Raw genomic sequence first — 19,453 nt, 5'->3', positions numbered from 1 at the left:
TTGTTGATTATAGCATTTGTAAAGTCAAACTATTTACTTTTACAATTCCTAACGATTAAAAATGAGCAAACGCGAATTAAAAAAATATGTAGCCCAATTGACCAAAGAACAGTTGGAAGAGCAAGTGATGGAATTATATGAAAAATTCAGTCATGTAAAAGTCTATTACAATTTTGTTTTTAATCCAAAGGAAGACGCTCTTTTACAAGAAGCAAAACTCAAAGTAACCAATGAATATTTTCCAGTTAAAAGCCCAGGAAGGAAAAACAAAGTACGAGCAAAAATGAGACGCTCTGTAGCTCAGAAGTTCATCAAGCATTTTATCCTTTTAGGCGTAGATCCTTTCGCCGTTGCTGATTTAATGTTATATGCAATAGAAATAGCTCAAACGTATGCGAGAGAAAATCCAATTAAAAGTGATACTTTTTACAAAAGTATGTTCAATTCTTTCGATCAAGTCCTCTCTTTTTGTATCACTAATGGAATTTATACTGATTTTAAAAATCGAATTTTAGCTGTCGCCGAAGAAACTCAAACCCAAAAGTGGCAAAATCATTATGATTTTGAACGAGTTCTTGATAGAATATCGATTTCGTAAAACCTCTTAGATAAAATTATTTAATCGAAACTATATTTTTTATTTTAATAGTAGTGGATTAACTCTTTTTTAGGTGTATTTTTGCAAAAATCCAAGAAAATACAATGTTAGAAGACACTTTAGAAATTCAAGTTGAAGATAAAAAAGAACTTTACGCTTACCAAAAAGGAGACATCGATGCTATTTTTGAACGAATAGACAATGCCCCAAGTAACCATCATTTATTATATCAATTACCAACTGGTGGTGGGAAAACAGTAGTTTTCTCAGAAATTGTTCGCAGATATTTATCTCAACATGACAAAAAAGTGGTAGTACTAACTCATAGAATTGAGTTGTGCAAACAAACTTCCAAAATGCTAAAAGGATTTGATGTTAAAAACAAAATCATCAATAGTAAAGTAAAAGAATTACCAGACCAAAATGATTACTCTTGTTTTGTAGCCATGGTAGAAACCTTAAAAAATCGTATAAATGACGAAAAACTACATTTAGACAACATTGGTTTAGTTATTATCGACGAGGCTCATTACAATTCCTTCAGAAAACTATTAAGTTCTTTTAAGAATGCTTTTATACTTGGAGTCACCGCCACACCATTGAGTTCCAATATCAAATTACCAATGCACCAAAGCTATGATGAATTAATTGTAGGTGACACCATTGGTTCCTTGATTGAAAAAGGTTTCTTAGCGCGTGCAGTAACTTATAGTTATGACGTAGGATTAACTTCTCTTAAAGTGGGTATCAACGGTGACTATACTGTAAAATCTTCTGATGATTTATATACCAATACGGTCATGCAAGAAAAGCTATTGCATGCTTACACTGAAAAATCTTTAGGTAAAAAAACCTTAATTTTCAATAATGGTATCAACACCTCATTGTATGTTTACGAAACGTTCCGTGAGGCAGGTTACCCAATTCGTCATTTAGATAATACTAGTAATAATGAGGAGCGAAAAGAAATTTTGCATTGGTTTAAGCATACTCCAGATGCGATATTGACATCAGTAGGGATTTTGACGACTGGATTTGATGAACCAACTGTAGAAACCATTATATTGAATCGTGCTACCAAATCCTTGACACTTTATTTTCAAATGATTGGACGTGGTTCAAGAAAATTACCTGGAAAAGAAGAGTTTACGGTTATCGATTTAGGAAACAATGCCGCACGTTTTGGATTGTGGAGTGAACCTGTAAATTGGCAACATATCTTCAAATCACCTGAGTTTTATCTTGAAAACTTACGTGATGATCACGAAATTGAGTTGCATTTCAAATACCAAATGCCTCCTGAATTGAGAGCAAAATTCAGTAAAACCGAAGTAGTCACTTTTGATGTTGACGAAGAACACAAATTGGCTATTAGGCAAAATTTACGTTCCAAAGTTGTGCTTGATAAATCTTTAGATCAACACGCCTCTATGTGTGTTGACAATGCCGAGTTGCCTCAAGAAGCCAAAGCGTTAGCCAAAGAATTGGAAGAAGATATTGAATGCCGTATCAAACGCTATTCAAAATGCCTAAGTCAATGTAGCAAAAACTATCGCGAATGGTTAGTAGAAGATTACAAACAGAAACTTATCCTATTAATTGGTAAAAAATATAGAGAAAAAGTCCTAAGTGAGTTAGATTAATTATTAGGAGCTTTTTCCGGCTGTACACTGTATCTTTTCTTTTTGTAAAGAAAAAAAGAAAAGGATGCCGTTCCCATCCGGGCTATTTCAGGAAACAAACAAGAATTTCAAAAAACAGAAAATATGTCAAAACAATTCTCAGATTTAGGGCTTTCAGCACCCCTTGTTAAAGCGATTACCGAAATGGGAATTGTAACTCCTACAGAAATTCAGTCTGAAATCATTCCATTAGCATTGGCCAATACCAACGATTTAGTAGGAATTGCTAAGACAGGAACAGGGAAAACAGCCGCTTTTGGATTACCACTTTTAGATAAAATTGAGGTCAAGAATACTTCGGTTCAAGCCGTTATTTTAGTGCCAACTAGAGAATTAGGCAATCAGATTTTTGATAATTTAGTTCAATTCGCCAAGTACCAACCTGCTATTTCAATTGCAGTTACTTGCGGAGGAGTACCCATAAAACTTCAGGTTGAACGTTTGAGTCAACCTACACATATTATTATTGCAACACCTGGTCGTCTGATTGACTTAATCGAACGCAAAGCTGTTGATTTAAAAGCAACTTCTTTTTTAATTTTAGACGAAGCCGATGAAATGGTTGCTATCCTAAAGGATAGTTTAGACATCATTGTTGCCGAGTTGCCGAAAAAACACCAAACTTATCTATTTACAGCGACACTTCCTGGGGCTATTAAACAGCTCATTCAGAATTACTTGAATAAAAATGTGATCCAAGTAAGTGCTAGTATGGAAACTATGGGTAATCAAGGTATTGATCATAAGTACATCATAGTAGATCCCATAGAGAAACTAGATGTATTAATGCATTTCTTGAATACAAAAGAAGGGGAACAAGGTATAATCTTTTGTAAAACCAAAGCTGCTGTGAATAAATTGGCTAAAAACTTAGCCATACATAAATTCTCATCTGGGGCTTTGCATGGAAGTTTGTCACAAGGAATTCGTGACAGAATTATGGATCAATTCCGTCAAGGGCACATTAATATACTGATTGCAACCGATTTGGCTGCTCGTGGTATAGATGTAGCTGCTATTTCTTATGTAGTAAATTATCATTTGCCAGATACATATGAAACTTATGTACATCGTAGCGGAAGAACTGCTAGAGCAGGAGCTAATGGATTTTCGTTAACTGTTTTGCAAGCTGAAGAGGAAGCTGAAATTGCTGATTTTGAACGAGAATTAGGGCTGCAATTTTCTAAATATCAAAAGCCATCTACAGCTAGTATTGAGAAAAATAACGCACTTTTGTGGGCCAAACAAATCTTCAAAACTAAACCTAATCACGAGTTAGAAGCTGAATTTAAAACCAAAATCAAAACTATTTTTCATCATCTTACCAAAGAAGAATTAATCGAAAAATTAATTGCAAATTATTGGTTACAAAACAAAACCGAGACTACGGAAAAGCCTGTTAAAAAAATCAAAAACTAAATTTCTCTGCTGATTTATTGTTGTATTTTTATTGAGTACAAATAAATAAGAATAGGATATAGAAATGTAGAAATTTCTATTTGTGTAACTTTTAAATCAGCAAAAAATGCATATTGTAATTATTGGTGGAGGTTTCGCAGGCATTAATTTGGCTAAAGCATTAACGAATGAAAAGGGTATCAGAGTCACATTAGTTGATAAAAATAATTACAATTTTTTTCCTCCTTTAATTTATCAAGTAGCTACCGCTTTTTTAGAACCATCAAGTATAAGTTATCCGTTTCGTAAATTTTTTGCTGGTAAAAAGAATTTACAATTTCGTTTAGGTGAATTTATAAAAGTGATACCAACAGAAAACAAAATCATCCTCAATAACGGAGAGTTAAGTTATGATCAATTGGTTTTTGCTACAGGAGCTGAAACCAGTTATTTTGGAATGGAAAATGTAAGGAAAAATGCCATTCCAATGAAAACGCTCAATGACGCAATAAATATGCGTAATACCTTGTTAAAAAATCTAGAGAAAGCCGCTATTTGTAAAGACATTCGTAAACGAAGAAAATTACTTACCATTGTTGTTGTAGGCGGTGGACCAACAGGAGTTGAAGTTTCTGGAATGTTTGCTGAAATGAGAAAAAGCATACTTATAAAAGAATATCCTGAATTAGAAACATCGGCCAGTAATATTTATTTGGTTGATGGAGGTGAAGCCTTATTATCACCAATGAGTGTTGCTTCTCAACAGGACACACTCGAAGCGGTGACGAAACTTGGTGTAGTTGTAAAATTGAATACACGAGTGGTTGATTATAAGGATGATACTGTGTATTTCGCAGATGGAAATACCATTCAAACTAAAAATTTAATTTGGGCTGCTGGAGTAACTGCCAGAGAATTTGATGGAATTCCTTTAGAAAGTTATGGACGAGGAAAAAGAATGTTGACCGATGCATTTAACAAAGTAAACGGTACCGAAAACATTTTTGCAATTGGCGATACTTGTTTACAATTAACGGATGAAAATTTTCCACAAGGACACCCACAGGTTGCTCAAGTTGCCATTCAACAAGGACTAAATTTAGCAACTAATTTTAAGAAATTAGTTAAGGGTGAAACACTTAAACCTTTTATTTACAAGGACAAAGGTTCTATGGCAATTATTGGTAAAAATAAAGCTGTAGTTGATTTGCCAAAACCTAATTTACATTTTAAAGGATTTGTTGCATGGATGATTTGGTTGTTTGTTCATTTAATGTCATTAATCACATATCGTAATCGCATCAATACTTTTTACCATTGGATGATTGCTTATTTTTCAAAAGACCAATCGTTGCGTATGATCATTCGTCCAGACAAAAGAATCAAAGAAGAACTGGTATAATTAAACTCATGCAAATCTCAAGTAAAACAAATTGAACTATAATTTATATTATGTAAAATAGAAAATTTAATATTTCAAAATTGATTACTCTTTACTCGAAATATTAAATTCTCGATAATCTAATACAGACACACTCATAATAAAAAAAAAAGCACCATTTCGGTGCTTTCTAAAATAAAATGACTTACTTTATTTTACTTCAAATCCAATAATTAATTTTTCCCAAAGTAATTCGATTCGAGTTTCTAAAATTTTATATTCTAATTTTTCAATTAAGGCATCGCCTCTTTCATTTTTTACAGTAACTCTCAATTGATCGTTACTTTCTTTATAATCATAAGCACCCCATTGTTTAGGTTCTTTGTTAAAAATGATAATACTTTCATTTTCATTTGGAATCACAAAAAAAGAATATTTACCTGCTGGCAATTGCTTGCCTTCAATAGCAATTGTTTTATCAGTTTCAAAAGTAGTTGCCTCATTAGCACCAGCACGCCAAACTTTGTCATAAGGAACCAACGCTCCCCAAATGGCTCTTCCTTTAACTGACGGACTTCCATATTTAATAGTGATTGTGGCACCATTAATTTTACCAGTTACAGATTCAGCTGGACTGGCTACTTTTTTTTGTGCAAATGCAAAAGTGCCAAACAAAACGGCAAATAATAAGATTAGTAATTTGTTTTGAAATTTCATAGTTATAAACGTTTTTTAAAATTTAGTTAAAAATAATTCAACTCTAGTTATCTTTAATAGTTTTATAACTTTTTTTAAGAAATAATTAAGATATTTGTAAATCAACTAGTTCTGGATAACTACATTGATTTTGTTTTTCAATTTTACTACTTTTACGATAGTTATTAACCTGCACTTATATTATGAATACAATTGCTGAACGCATTGCTGACTTTTTAAAAGAGTATCCGCCATTTGATAATTTAACCTTTAGTGAACTATCTGAAATTGCCTCAAATATTCGTGTAATTAATCTCGAAAAGCATCAAACGCTATTTCAAGTCAATGATAGTTTACATGAATGTTTTTATGTAGTTGCCTCTGGAACAGTCAATTTATCTGTGATATCTGATGCTGAAGAAACACTTTTAAATAAGTGTCATCAAGGAGATATTTTTGGTTTACGTCCTTTTTTTGCCAAGAATAATTATATGATGACTTCAAAAGCGCGTGAAGATAGTATTATTTATGCTATTCCAATTGCCACTTTTAGACCTTTTGTAGCAAATAACTCTTTGGTTTTAAATTTTTTATTGGAAAGTTTTGCTGCAACTTCTAGATATGCTAGTGATAAAGACAATTATGGCGGAAAATTGATTTCTGATAATGTATTTTATCCAGATCAACAATCTGAAATACAATATTTTCAATCTTTAACATATAATACTTCTCCAATTACAACTACAGCGCAAACAATCATTAAAGATATAGCGCAGTTGATGACCGAAGAAATTGTCAACAATGTTTTGATTTGTGAGAATAATCTACCTATCGGTATAGTAACCGATCGAGATATGCGTTCAAAAGTAGCTACTGGAAGGTATGCTATTACTGATACTATTGATAAAATCATGGACTCACCGGTTATCACGGTAGTCGAGAACGTTTCATTAGCTGAAGCTCAATTGCTGATGTTGAAACACAATGTAACCCACCTTTGTGTTACAATTGATGGTACCACACAATCTGTAGTGAAGGGAATAATTTCTGAACACGATCTGATTATTGCCCAAGCTAGTAATCCTGGAGTCATGATCAAAGAAATCAAGCGCTCGCTGGCTTCAAAAGATTTAAAACAAATCAGAGAACGTCTAACAGACTTGGTTCAAAATGCTATTCATAAAAACATTCCTCTTTATCATGTAGCTAATATTGCAAGTGAAATTAATTTAGCTATTATAAAAAGAAGTGTAGAGTTATCTATTTTGGATTTGGGCTCCCCTCCTGCACGTTTTGTTTGGTTAAGTATTGGTAGTCAGGGTAGAAAAGAGCAATTATTGTATACAGACCAAGACAGTATGTTGGTTTTTGAAGACGTGCCTGCCGACAAATATCGTGATGTAAAAGATTATTTTATCAAATTAGCGAAAAGAACTACTGCTACTCTAGAGAAAGTGGGATATCCTTTGTGTCCACAAAATCATATGGCAAGCAACTTACTTTGGTGTAAATCATTGTCTGACTGGATTAAACAATACAATAGCTGGATGAATACTCCAGGTGAAAATAGTAACGACATGAGCAGTATTTTCTTCGACTATGAGTTAGTTTTTGGAGATGACAAATTGGAGGAAGCTATAGGAAATGTGGTTTTACAAAATGCAAAAAATAACACTTTGTTTTTTGACTTTTTAGGAAATGATGTGCTTAGAAATAATGCGCCGTTAACTTTTTTCAAGAAATTTATCACCGAGGAAGATTCATTAAATAGAAATAAATTTGATATAAAAACTCGTGCTTTGCTCCCGCTTATTGATGGTGCTAGATTGTTTGCTTTACATTATAATTTAAAAGGGATAAATAATACTTATTTAAGATTCAAACAGTTAGCTATAGTAGATCCCAAAAATGAAGAAGTGTATTTGAATTGTGCCGATGCCTTTATTACATTGTCTAAATTTAGAACGGTCGAAGGTCTTAAAAATGATGACTCGGGGCAATATATTCCTATAATGGATATGTCTAAACTAGATAAAGATAAATTAAAAGCAGCCTTAGCCCCAATGAAGGAATTAGAAGAATTGATTAAAGGAAAATTTAAACTCACTCAATTTTCATAATATGTTAGATTGGCTTAAAAATATCAACAAAGATTATCCCGATTTCTGGAAAAATTACTTGTCAAAATTTGAATCTAAATCAAATAAAATCATTGTATTTTCTACCGAAACTTCAGGAATGAATCCAAGTAAAGATGTTATCTTATCTATTGGTTCTTTTGCTATTGAAGACAACAGTATTGCTATTGGGAAAAGTTTTGAAGCCGTATTACTCCAATACAAATATTTTCATGATAATGGTCTATCAAATGAATTTATCGTTGATAGTAAAATGAAAAAATTAGTAGAATTAGATGCTATTCAAATGTTTGTAGACTTTATCGGAAATGCAATACTTATTGGACATCACATTGATTTTGATGTTGAAATGATTAATGCTGCCCTAGAAAAAATAGGTTGTGGTCGGTTAAAAAATCAAGCTTTGGATGTAGACGTGATGTATAGAAAACTCAACGATATTACAGACAGGCAATTTTCACTAGACGAACTTTGTACTATTTATAAAATTCCAAAAAGTGACCGCAATTCCTCTTCAGAAGATGCCTATCGAATAGCGCTACTATTCCTAAAATTAAAAACCAAATTAGATATAAACTTCTAAAAAAATATCCCGTTTCATTAAGTACTAAAACTTATAGAAACGGGATTTCTCTAGTGAAAAACTACTCGGTTATATTATAACTGCCCACATAATAGTTGTTATCCACTTCAAGTGTTGGTTTTTCTGTTGTTCCTAAAGGCAACATTTTCCATTCGTTATTCGGCTCCAAAATTTGTGCGGCACCATTCAAAAACACTTTTACAGGGAGATTAAAATTGGGCACACTATTCGCCCAACGATACCCTAATTGATTATTTTTAAAGAAATATTCCAAGGTTGGAATACGCGTATCACGCAAATACTGATTAAAAACAGGCGTCAAATCTCTACCTATTTTTTCGCTCAAATAACTTTCAATTTGTTGAGTAGTGACCGTTTGATGATAAAAAGTGGTATTCAAACCGCGCAAGATAGCTCGCCATTTTTCGTCATCGCTTAGTACTTGACGTAAGGTGTGCAACATATTGGCACCTTTGTAATACATATCGCCAGAACCCTCATTGTTTACGCCATAGTTACCGATAATTGGTTTGTCATTTTCGATATTTTTTCGAATACCACGAACGTAAGTGTAACCCGCTTCTTTCCCAAAGTAATACTCCAAAAACAAACTCTCAGAATAATTGGTAAAACTTTCGTGAATCCACATATCCGCGATATCTTTATAGGTAATGTTATTCGCAAACCACTCGTGCCCCGATTCGTGAATTATGATAAAATCAAACTTCATTCCCCAACCTGTACCACTCAAATCGCGTCCTAAATAACCATTCAAAAATTTATTGCCGTAGCTAACGCTACTTTGGTGTTCCATTCCTAAATAGGGAGCCTGTACCAATTTGTAACTGTCTTCATAAAACGGATAAGGACCAAACCAATGCTCAAAAGCCTTCAACATTTTGGGTACATCTTGAAATTGCTTTTTGGCCTTTGCCAAATCATCACGCAATACGTAGTAAGTACAATCTAAGTCGCCTTTTTCACCCTTATATTTTTCAGAAAAAGAAACATAATCACCAATATTTATATTCACACCATAATTATTGATTGGATTTTTGACCACCCAATGAAACGTTTTGGTACCATCTTTTTCCTTTTGAACACTTTGCAAACGACCGTTAGAAACATCCGTCAAATTTCCGGGTACATTTACACTAATTTTCATTCCCTCATCAACTTCATCATACATATGGTCTTTGTTGGGCCACCAAACACTGGCTCCCAAACCTTGACAAGAGGAGGCAATAAACGGATTTCCATTTTTATCTTTTTTCCAAGTAATCCCTCCATCCCAAGGCGGATTGACTGCTACTTTTGGTTTTCCTCCATAAAACACCACGATTTCTTTGGTGGTACCTACTTTTTGAGGGGCCGTTAAAGTAATAAAATAGACATTTCCCTCTCGCTTGTAGGTCAACGGTTTTCCGTCTTGGGTTACATTGGTAATGGCCATCGGATTTTGCAAGTCAATTTGCATCACAGAATTTTCCTGTAGCACTTGATAGCGAATCGTATTAGACCCCGAAATAGTGCTATCCGCTGGATTGACTTTGATGGATAAGTGATAATGTTTCAAATCCCACCAAGCACGCTCTTTAGTGATGCTACCTCTAAGGCTGTCTTGTCGGGTAAAAGTGGTTTCCTTTTTATTCAATAATCCTTGGGCTTTAATGACCGAAAAAGAAGCCATCAAAAGAAGGATAGTTATTTTTTTCATAGGGTATAGTTTTTTTCAAAACTACATACTTTTTTAGATATTATCAGTAATTCTTTTGTGCTATTCTTAAAAATGTGGTCTATTTTTTATTCACACAGCAGTCACATTTAATCATTTTTATTAACAAAAAATTATTAAGAAAATTATTTTTAACAATCTTAGTCTGTGTAAGAAAATTTTATATATTTGGATAGATTCAATCTAAAAATACCACAATAAATAATTAATCTTTGTTAACAAACTAACACAAAACCTGTTAAATTATGAATTTATTGTTGAAAAAAGGTATGTTCCTTATCATGCTGTATTGCTATTCCATTCTATCATTTGCACAAGACAATAGTGCACAAAAAATTGACTCAATTGAACAATCTTTTACTTACGAAAGAGGTAGTATTACTTTAAAAAATGGAATTGGTACCATTACTGTGCCTAAAGGATTTAAGTATTTAAATGCTGAACAAGCCGAAAGAGTCCTCGTGGATTTATGGGGTAATCCAAAAACAGAAAACATAACACTTGGTTTATTACTTCCTGAAAATCAAGGTGTATTAAGCCAAAAGGGATATGTTTTCAATATTCAGTATGATGAAATTGGTTATGTAGAAGATAAAGATGCCGATGATATTGATTATGATGAATTGTTGACACAAATTAAAGAAGATACCAAAGAAGAAAATATTGAACGAAAAAAAGAAGGATATGAACCAATCACAATAGTAGGATGGGCTTCCACACCGTTTTACGACAAGGAAAAGAAAATCTTGCATTGGGCTAAAGAATTAAAATTTGGTTCAGAAGCACAAAACACTTTAAATTACAACATCAGAATCTTGGGTAGAAAAGGAGTTTTGGTTTTAAATGCTATTGCTGGAACTTCAGAATTACCTTTGGTACAAAAGGATATTAATAAAGTTATTGATATAGTTTCTTTTAACAAAGGCTATACTTATGAAGAGTTTGATAGCTCAATTGATAATGTTGCTGCTTGGACAATTGGTGGTTTAGTGGCAGGTAAAGTATTAACCAAAGTTGGTTTTTTTGCGATACTTGCGAAGTTTGGAAAAATTATTGTTATTACCTTAATTGGTCTTTTTGGGGCATTTAAAAATAAGATAATGAATTTATTTTCTAAGAAAGAGAACGAGGATGCAATAATTGCTGAAAATGAAGTCATTGATAATAAAACAGAACAAGAATAAAATCTATTTTAAATACAATAAGGTTTCTAGTTAAGTCAATTACTTCTAGAAACCTTATTTTTTTGTTTCAAAAGAGCTACTTCTGCCTTCCTTTCAATACTTCCACTACATCATTCAATTGAAAACCTTTAGCTTGCAATAAAATCAAGTAGTGAAAAAGTAAATCGGCGCTTTCGCTCAAGAACAAGTCATCGTTATCATCTTTAGCTTCAATCACCACTTCAACTGCCTCCTCTCCTACTTTTTGAGCAATTTTGTTAATGCCTTTTTCAAACAATGAAGCCACATAACTCTTTTCGGAATCCGAATTTTCGCGTCTTGATTTTATAGTAGCTTCCAGTTCTGAAATAAAGCCGTAGTTATCTGAATTGGCTTCTTGCCAACAAGTATCAGCGCCAGTATGACAAGTTGGGCCCACTGGTTTTGCTTGAATCAATAAGGTATCGCCATCGCAATCATTTTTAATGGAAACCAATTCTAAAAAATTACCACTTTCTTCTCCTTTGGTCCACAAACGTTGTTTGGAACGGCTAAAGAAGGTTACTTTTTGAGTCTCGATGGTTTTTTGAAGCGATTCTTCGTTCATATAGCCCAACATCAAAACATTTTTTGTTTCTGCATCCTGAATAATCGCTGGAATTAATCCGTGAGCACTTTTTATATCTACATTCATTTTTGTTAGTATTAAGTATTGAGAATTAAGTAGAAAGACTTAAATTCTGACTTCTATAGTATTATTTTTAAGTTCTTTTTTTAGCGTTTTAATCTCTATTTCTTTGAAATGAAAGACACTAGCTGCCAAAGCTGCATCGGCTTTTCCGTCAATAAAGGTATCCACAAAATGCTGAATATTTCCAGCCCCACCTGAAGCAATTATCGGAATATTAACCAATTGTGATAGTTGCGCTAAAGCTACGTTGGCAAAACCATTTTTGGTACCATCGTGATTCATTGATGTGAACAATATTTCGCCTGCACCGCGTTGTTCCACTTCTTTCGCCCAGTCAAACAATCGGATTTCCGTTGGCACCTTCCCTCCTACCAAATGCACCATCCATTCGCCTTCTATTTGTTTGGCATCGATAGCTACTACGACACATTGACTGCCAAATTTCTGTGCCAAATCATTAATTAATTGCGGATTTTTGACTGCCGAAGAATTGATTGATACTTTATCAGCACCATTTTGCAGCAATACTTCCACATCTTCAACGGTCGAAATACCGCCCCCTACGGTAAATGGAATATTGATGGTAGCCGCCACTTTTCGCACCAAGTCAATCAAAGTGCTTCGTCTTTCCTCGGTAGCCGAAATGTCCAAAAACACCAATTCATCTGCTCCTTCATCGGAATAGATTTTGGCCAATTCTACTGGGTCACCCGCATCGCGTAAATCGACAAAATTCACCCCTTTTACGGTTCGTCCGTTTTTAATATCTAAGCAAGGTATTATTCTTTTCGTAAGCATATCGTTGTTTATTGTTTGTTGTTTTTGGTTAATGGTTTATTTTTTAAACTACAAACCATTAACTATCAACTATGAACTTAAAATAAAATTTTCTAATTGTTTCAGCGTGATTCTTCCTTCATAAATCGCTTTACCGATTATGGTTCCTTCACAACCAAGTTCGGCTAATTTAGGCAATTCATCAAAAGTAGAAATTCCTCCAGAGGCAATCAATTTTATGCCTTGTGCTTGTTCCAATATTTTTTGGTACAAATCAAAACTCGGTCCTTCTAACATTCCATCTTTGGCGATATCGGTGCAAATCACGTACTGAATACCTTTATTTTGATAGTCTTGGATAAACGGAATCAAATCCTCATTCGAATCCTCCAACCAGCCAGAAACAGCTACTTTTTCATTGTTGGCATCTGCTCCTAAAATGATTTTATCCGAACCATATTCAGCAATCCATTTCTCAAAAATAGCACGATTTTTTACGGCTATACTTCCTCCTGTAATTTGGTTGGCACCACTTTCGAAAGCAATTTTTAAGTCGGCATCGGATTTCAAACCACCACCAAAATCAATTTTCAATTTCGTTTTAGTAGCTATTTGTTCCAAGATTTTATAATTGACAATTTGGCTCGACTTGGCACCATCCAAATCTACTAAATGCAAATACTCAATTCCGTGTGCCTCGAACGATTTAGCGACTTCCAGTGGATTTTCATTGTAAATAATCTTGGTATCGTAGTCACCTTTGGACAAACGCACACATTTTCCTTCGATGATATCTATTGCGGGTATTATTCTCATAGTAGCCCCCTAGCCCGCCGCGGCGGGAATTCCTATTAGGGGTAAATAGGATTTATTGTTAACTCATTTTTTAAATTATATAATCATTCGAGAGTTCCCGCCGCTGCGGGTTAGAGGGCCAGAAAATTGTTTAAAATTTGCTCTCCAACATCTCCACTTTTTTCAGGATGAAATTGCGTTCCGAAAAAATTGTCTTTCTCTAAGGCAGAGGAATACTCCAATTCATAGTCTGTAGTTGCAATGGTTTCCTTGCAAAGTGGCGCATAAAAACTATGCACTAAATACATGTATTCATTCTCGGCAATACCTTTGAACAAATCCGATTTTAGATTGTAAATGGTATTCCAACCCATCTGAGGCACTTTTACTTTGGAAGAAAATTTGATTACATCTACATCAAAAATCCCCAAACCTTTTGTATTCCCTTCTTCAGAAGATTGGCACATCAACTGCATCCCTAAACAAATCCCTAAAACAGGCTGTTTCAAGGTTGGAATCAAGGTATCTAGTCCGCTTTCTTGTAGCATTTTCATGGCATAACTCGCTTCGCCCACGCCAGGAAAAATGACTTTATCTGCCGCTTTTATCTCCTCAGGATTGTTACTCAAAACCGCTTTGTATCCCAATCGTTCTATGGCAAACATAATGCTTTGAATGTTTCCTGCACCGTAATTTATGATAACTATTTTCATTATTTTAAGTAGATGTCAGAAGTTAGATGTCAGAAGTTTCTAATTTCCCACTTCTAACTTCCCATTTATTTTAGAGCATTCCCTTTGTACTTGGTAAAATCATTTTATCCGTATCGCGTTTCACGGCTACTTTTATAGCTTTGGCGAAAGCCTTAAAAATCGCTTCGATTTTGTGGTGTTCATTGGTGCCTTCCGCTTTGATGTTGATGTTCGCTTTTGCCCCGTCTGAGAAGGATTTGAAGAAGTGATAAAACATCTCAGTTGGTATTTTCCCTACCATTTCACGCTTGAATTCAGCTTCCCAAACCAACCAATTTCTTCCGCCAAAATCAATCGCCACTTGTGATAGGCAATCGTCCATTGGCAAACAAAAGCCATAGCGTTCTATGCCTAATTTATTGCCTAAAGCTTTGGCAAAAACTTCTCCCAAAGCAATGGCCGTATCTTCGATAGTGTGGTGTTCGTCTACTTCCAAATCGCCTTTTACCGAAATTTCCAAATCCATTTGTCCGTGACGTGAAATTTGGTCCAACATATGGTCAAAAAAGGCAATTCCCGTGTCGATTTTACTTTTTCCTGTCCCATCCAAGTTCAACTGAATGCTAATATCGGTTTCGTTCGTTTTTCTAGTAATACTAGCCGAACGAGCTTCTAATTTCAAAAACTCATAAATCGCTTTCCAATCGGTAGTTTGCAAAGCAATTACGGCCTCCAATTCCTCTTTTTTACTAGACAATTCTGCGGCTCCCAACCCTTCTTCTTGCTTCAAGAAAATGGCTTTGGCTCCAAGATTTTTGGCCAATTCTACATCAGTCAAGCGGTCGCCCAACACAAAAGAATTCGCTAAATCATAATTTGGATTGTCTATGTACTTGGTCAACATTCCCGTTCTAGGCTTACGCGTTGGGGCATTGTCTTCAGGAAACGAGCGGTCCACAAAAATATCATCAAACAAAACGCCTTCGTTTTCAAAAGCTCTCAAAATAAAATTTTGCGTAGGCCAAAATGTTTCTTCAGGAAAACTAGCGGTTCCCAAACCATCTTGATTGGTAACCATCGTTAATTCATAGTCCAATTCCTTGGCGATTTTTGCCATATATTGAAACGCCTTCGGGTAAAATTCTAATTTACTCAAACTGTCCAACTGATACCCTTCTGGTTCTAAAACTAGCGTTCCATCACGGTCTATAAAAAGTACTTTTTTCATCTTATTTATTTTTTTATTTGGGCGTGCCCCACCAGAAAAAGGTGGGTCGGGCTTCCGTTCCCGCTTTTTTGGAACTCCGTTCCTCCGTTACAAAAAGAGCTCCACTACATCCCTCACGCAATTTACGGTTCTCTACTACTAAATGGCTAATAAAGCTTCTATCAATTTCTTATTTTCTGTTTCTGTCCCAATCGTCAATCGCAAACAATTGTCGCAAAGTGGTTGTGTAGTTCGGTTACGAATCACGATGCCTTTGGCAATTAACTCATCGTATCTTTTGTTTGCATCATCCACTTTAATTAATACAAAATTCGCTTCTGTGGGATAAACAACTTCAACAAAATTTACTTTAAGTAATGCTTTAAGTAAAAGTTCTCTTTGCGCAATAATAGAATTAATTTCTAATTCAATTTTAGCTGGTTGTTGCAAACGTTCAATCGCTCTTTGCTGCGTTAATTCATTGACATTGTAAGGCGGTTTAATTTTATTCAACACTCCAATAATAGCTTCTGAAGCATAGCAAATTCCGAGTCGGATACCTGCCAACCCGTAGGCTTTAGACAAGGTTTGTGTAATTACCAAATTAGGATAAGCGTCCAATTCGTTCACCCAACTCGCTTTGGTAGAGAAGTCGATATAGGCTTCATCAATAACCACTAATCCCTTGAAATTATTCAATAAATACACCACACTTTCGTCCGAAAATGAGTTACCCGTTGGGTTATTTGGTGAACACAAAAAGATGATTTTCGTATTGGCGTCAACCGCCTCCAAAATGGCTTCTACATTGGGTTGGAATTCATTGGTCAACAACACTTCTTTGTTGGCAACATCATTCAAATTGGCCAAAACACTGTACATTCCGTAGGTTGGCGGCAATGTGATAATGTTATCGATTTTAGGCTCACAAAACCCTCTAAACAATAAATCCAACACCTCGTCGCTACCGTTTCCAAGTAGAATTTGTTTCTTTTGCAACCCTTTATTTTGCCCTAAAATAGATTTTACCGATTGTTGCTGCGGGTCTGGATAACGATTTACGCCATTTTCAAACGGATTTTCATTCGCATCCAAGAAAATCATTTGAGCGGTGTCAAAATCTTCAAATTCATCACGTGCGGATGAATAAGGTTTCATTTGTTTTACATTCTCACGAACTAAATTATTTATATCAAAAGTATTCATAATATGTTTTTTATTCCTGCAAGGTTTCAAAAACCTTGTAGGTATTAGTTAACAAATAACAATCTAAAATATAGACCTACGAGGTTTTAGAAACCTCGCAGGACTGTAGTCGAAGCGTCACCGCATTTTTATGGGCTTGCAATCCTTCAGCCTCAGCCATTAGTTCAATAGCAGGACCTATGTTTTGAATGCCCTCAACTGTAATTTTTTGAAACGTCATCGATTTTAAGAAACTATCCAAATTGACACCACTATAATTTTTAGCATAACCATTGGTTGGCAAAGTATGGTTGGTTCCAGAAGCATAATCTCCCGCGCTTTCTGGCGTGTAATTCCCAATAAAAACCGAACCCGCATTACCAATGTTATTTACATAAAAATCTTCGTTTTTAGCGCAAATAATGAAATGTTCAGGCCCGTATTCGTCAATCAAGTCCAAAGCGATTTGGTCATTTTCAACATAAATCAATTTAGAGTTTTCAATGGCTTTTGTCGCAATGGCTTTTCTTGGTAACACTTCCAATTGGGTTTGGATTTCAGTTTCAACCGCGTCAATTAAGTCTTTTGAAGTCGAGACTAAAATCACTTGACTGTCGGTACCGTGTTCCGCTTGAGACAACAAATCCGAAGCTACAAAAGCCGGAACAGCTGTTTCATCAGCAACAATTAACAATTCTGATGGCCCCGCAGGCATATCGATAGCCACCCCAAACTGAGTCGCTAATTGTTTGGCTACCGTTACAAATTGATTTCCTGGTCCGAAAATTTTATACACTTTCGGAATTGCAGCTGTACCAAAAGTCAATCCAGCAATGGCTTGAATACCACCTACCTTCAAAATTTTGGTTACCCCACACAATTGAGCGGCATACAAAATGGCTGGATTGATTTTTCCTTTTTTATCTGGAGGTGAACACAACACAATTTCCTTGCAACCCGCAATATTCGCTGGAACTGCCAACATTAAAACGGTCGAAAACAAAGGAGCTGTTCCACCTGGAATGTACAACCCAATCTTTTGAATCGGGCGTTTTTCTTGCCAACAAGCAACACCTAGAGTAGTTTCCACGCTTACACGAGTCGTTTTTTGAGCAGCATGGAATTTTTCGATATTAGATTTTGCCAATAGAATAGCTTCTTTTAATTCTTGCGGAATTGACGCAATCGCTTCATTAATTTCTTCTAGAGTAACTTCAAGTTTCGCTACTGCAACTCCGTCAAAAAGAGAAGTGTATTTGGTAATGGCTTCGTCACCTTTTTTTTGTACTTCTTTAAAAATTTCTTTTACAGTAGCTTCTATATCATCTACTGTTTTGGTGGGTCTTTCTAAGAGGGTTGACCACGATTCTGGTTTTGGATTGTATATTTTGTTCATTATCCTTTTTTTTTAACCGCAAAGTCCGCAAAGATTGTTCGCAAAGTTCGCTAAGATTATAATGTACTTTTCTGTCTTAATTTTTTTAAATCTAATCGGAAATTCCCCCTTCGGGGGTTAGGGGGCTTAAAGCACCATTTTCTCAATTGGGCAAACCAAAATTCCTTCAGCGCCAACTTCTTTTAATTGATCGATGACTTCCCAAAACGTATCTTTATCAATAACCGAGTGTACACTACTCCATCCCTCTTGGGCCAATGGCAATACGGTTAAACTTCTCAATACAGGAAGAATTTTGCCCACAGCATCAATTTTGTCATTGGGAATATTCATCAAGATGTACTTGGATCTTCTGGCTCTCAACACCGATTCGATTCTGAATTTCAAAGTATCGATGATCTTCTGAGATTCCTTACTCACTTTAGGTGAAACGGCTAAAACCGCTTCACTTTTGAAAATCACTTCTACTTCTTTCAAATTGTTTTTGAACAAGGTACTACCACTAGAAACAATATCAACAATAGCGTCGGCTAAACCTATATTTGGAGCGATTTCTACCGACCCTGAAATTTGGTGAATATCAACTGTAACACCTTTGGAGTTGAAAAAATTAATCACGGTATTTGGGTAAGAAGTTGCGATTCTCATGCCTTCCAAATCTTTAACTGAAGTATAATTAAAGGATTTAGGAACGGCTACAGAAACTTTGCATTTAGAAAAACCTAATTTTTGAATTACTTCAATATTTTTTCCTTTTTCGACTAACAAATTATCACCTACGATAGCAATATCAACTACGCCATCAATAAGATATTGAGGAATATCAGAATTTCTCAAATACAATACTTCAAGAGGAAAATTGGAGGCTTCTGCTTTTAATTGATCAATGCCATTGTCAATTGAAATTCCAGCATCTTTAAGGATTTGGATGCTATCTTCGTTTAATCTTCCTGACTTTTGGATAGCAATTTTTAGTGTACTCATTTTTAGTTTTTTGTTTAGATTGATAAAATTTGAGTACAACTAAGAAGGTATAAAAAAACCCGTTGATGTACTCAAACGGGTTTTAAAATATGATGAATTACAAACATACCATTAACACATCGCTTGAGAGCAATAATGTAAATGATGATGATGTAATTGAGTTGCGAACATTGCTTTTGTTTTTTGAACGATGCAAATATACAGAAATATTTTTTTACAAAACTAATTATTTTACAACATTGTATTGCTTAATTGTTAAATCACTCTATATTTTTAAAACGAAACACCCGCTACGACAAGCCAAGAGCAAGTGGTAACGAGTGTTTCAAAAAAAAACCAACTTAATTATTAT

General features: G+C 34.8%; 17 protein-coding genes. 7 read left to right on the top strand and 10 right to left on the bottom strand.

The window, feature by feature from the left end; all coding sequences use genetic code 11:
- Window positions 1-61: 61 nt before the first annotated feature.
- From ACZ1AQ_RS12240 to ACZ1AQ_RS12225, 4 genes are all read left to right on the top strand, one after another.
- Window positions 62-598, top strand: a complete 537-nt coding sequence (locus tag ACZ1AQ_RS12240) for a DUF6155 family protein (RefSeq protein ID WP_489633175.1) — start codon at window positions 62-64, stop codon at window positions 596-598.
- 104 nt (window positions 599-702) lie between these two features.
- Window positions 703-2,241 (top strand): DEAD/DEAH box helicase, encoded by a 1,539-nt coding sequence (locus ACZ1AQ_RS12235; protein ID WP_489633174.1) that lies wholly within the window; start codon window positions 703-705, stop codon window positions 2,239-2,241.
- Between the two features lie 123 nt (window positions 2,242-2,364).
- Window positions 2,365-3,699 (top strand): DEAD/DEAH box helicase, encoded by a 1,335-nt coding sequence (locus tag ACZ1AQ_RS12230; protein ID WP_489633173.1) that lies wholly within the window; start codon window positions 2,365-2,367, stop codon window positions 3,697-3,699.
- Window positions 3,700-3,805: 106 nt separating this feature from the next.
- Window positions 3,806-5,080: an NAD(P)/FAD-dependent oxidoreductase gene (locus ACZ1AQ_RS12225; RefSeq protein WP_489633172.1), complete on the top strand. Its 1,275-nt coding sequence runs from the start codon at window positions 3,806-3,808 to the stop codon at window positions 5,078-5,080.
- A 189-nt stretch (window positions 5,081-5,269) separates the two neighbouring features.
- Here the strand turns inward: ACZ1AQ_RS12225 and ACZ1AQ_RS12220 are convergent, their stop codons facing one another.
- A complete protein-coding gene (locus tag ACZ1AQ_RS12220; RefSeq protein WP_489633171.1) occupies window positions 5,270-5,776 on the bottom strand; it encodes a DUF2911 domain-containing protein in 507 nt (168 codons plus the stop codon).
- A 182-nt stretch (window positions 5,777-5,958) separates the two neighbouring features.
- Between ACZ1AQ_RS12220 and ACZ1AQ_RS12215 the strand changes: the two genes are divergently transcribed.
- Window positions 5,959-7,875 carry a DUF294 nucleotidyltransferase-like domain-containing protein gene (locus ACZ1AQ_RS12215; protein WP_489633170.1) on the top strand — a complete coding sequence of 639 codons (1,917 nt, stop codon included), beginning with the start codon at window positions 5,959-5,961 and terminating at the stop codon, window positions 7,873-7,875.
- A gap of 1 nt (window position 7,876) precedes the next feature.
- A complete protein-coding gene (locus ACZ1AQ_RS12210; RefSeq protein ID WP_489633169.1) occupies window positions 7,877-8,476 on the top strand; it encodes a 3'-5' exonuclease in 600 nt (199 codons plus the stop codon).
- A 61-nt stretch (window positions 8,477-8,537) separates the two neighbouring features.
- On the opposite strand, the gene ACZ1AQ_RS12205 is transcribed toward ACZ1AQ_RS12210, so the two are convergent.
- Window positions 8,538-10,193: a M1 family metallopeptidase gene (locus ACZ1AQ_RS12205; protein ID WP_489633168.1), complete on the bottom strand. Its 1,656-nt coding sequence runs from the start codon at window positions 10,191-10,193 to the stop codon at window positions 8,538-8,540.
- Window positions 10,194-10,456: 263 nt separating this feature from the next.
- Between ACZ1AQ_RS12205 and ACZ1AQ_RS12200 the strand changes: the two genes are divergently transcribed.
- Window positions 10,457-11,395: a DUF2167 domain-containing protein gene (locus ACZ1AQ_RS12200; RefSeq protein ID WP_489633167.1), complete on the top strand. Its 939-nt coding sequence runs from the start codon at window positions 10,457-10,459 to the stop codon at window positions 11,393-11,395.
- Between the two features lie 76 nt (window positions 11,396-11,471).
- Here ACZ1AQ_RS12200 and hisIE read toward each other — a convergent pair whose 3' ends face one another.
- The 8 genes from hisIE to hisG all read right to left on the bottom strand — a co-directional run bounded on the left by hisIE (window position 11,472) and on the right by hisG (window position 19,101).
- Window positions 11,472-12,068, bottom strand: a complete 597-nt coding sequence (gene hisIE / locus ACZ1AQ_RS12195; protein ID WP_489633166.1) for a bifunctional phosphoribosyl-AMP cyclohydrolase/phosphoribosyl-ATP diphosphatase HisIE — start codon at window positions 12,066-12,068, stop codon at window positions 11,472-11,474.
- A 39-nt stretch (window positions 12,069-12,107) separates the two neighbouring features.
- Window positions 12,108-12,863 (bottom strand): imidazole glycerol phosphate synthase subunit HisF, encoded by a 756-nt coding sequence (gene hisF, locus ACZ1AQ_RS12190; RefSeq protein ID WP_489633165.1) that lies wholly within the window; start codon window positions 12,861-12,863, stop codon window positions 12,108-12,110.
- 69 nt (window positions 12,864-12,932) lie between these two features.
- On the bottom strand, window positions 12,933-13,658 hold the full coding sequence (gene hisA, locus ACZ1AQ_RS12185) for a 1-(5-phosphoribosyl)-5-[(5-phosphoribosylamino)methylideneamino]imidazole-4-carboxamide isomerase (RefSeq protein ID WP_489633164.1): 726 nt from the start codon (window positions 13,656-13,658) through the stop codon (window positions 12,933-12,935).
- 110 nt (window positions 13,659-13,768) lie between these two features.
- Window positions 13,769-14,350, bottom strand: a complete 582-nt coding sequence (hisH, locus tag ACZ1AQ_RS12180; protein ID WP_489633163.1) for an imidazole glycerol phosphate synthase subunit HisH — start codon at window positions 14,348-14,350, stop codon at window positions 13,769-13,771.
- A 70-nt stretch (window positions 14,351-14,420) separates the two neighbouring features.
- Window positions 14,421-15,557, bottom strand: coding sequence for a bifunctional histidinol-phosphatase/imidazoleglycerol-phosphate dehydratase HisB (gene hisB, locus ACZ1AQ_RS12175; RefSeq protein ID WP_489633162.1), 1,137 nt, complete (start codon window positions 15,555-15,557; stop codon window positions 14,421-14,423).
- Window positions 15,558-15,695: 138 nt separating this feature from the next.
- Window positions 15,696-16,742, bottom strand: coding sequence for a histidinol-phosphate transaminase (gene hisC, locus ACZ1AQ_RS12170; protein WP_489633161.1), 1,047 nt, complete (start codon window positions 16,740-16,742; stop codon window positions 15,696-15,698).
- A gap of 76 nt (window positions 16,743-16,818) precedes the next feature.
- Window positions 16,819-18,117: a histidinol dehydrogenase gene (gene hisD, locus ACZ1AQ_RS12165; RefSeq protein WP_489633160.1), complete on the bottom strand. Its 1,299-nt coding sequence runs from the start codon at window positions 18,115-18,117 to the stop codon at window positions 16,819-16,821.
- Between the two features lie 126 nt (window positions 18,118-18,243).
- Window positions 18,244-19,101, bottom strand: coding sequence for an ATP phosphoribosyltransferase (gene hisG, locus ACZ1AQ_RS12160; RefSeq protein ID WP_024981796.1), 858 nt, complete (start codon window positions 19,099-19,101; stop codon window positions 18,244-18,246).
- Window positions 19,102-19,453 lie beyond the last annotated feature (352 nt).

Source organism: Flavobacterium sp. UM26 (assembly GCF_057922445.1).
Note: the sequence above shows the minus strand (reverse complement) of the source record. Positions and strands in the feature narration are given on the sequence as shown.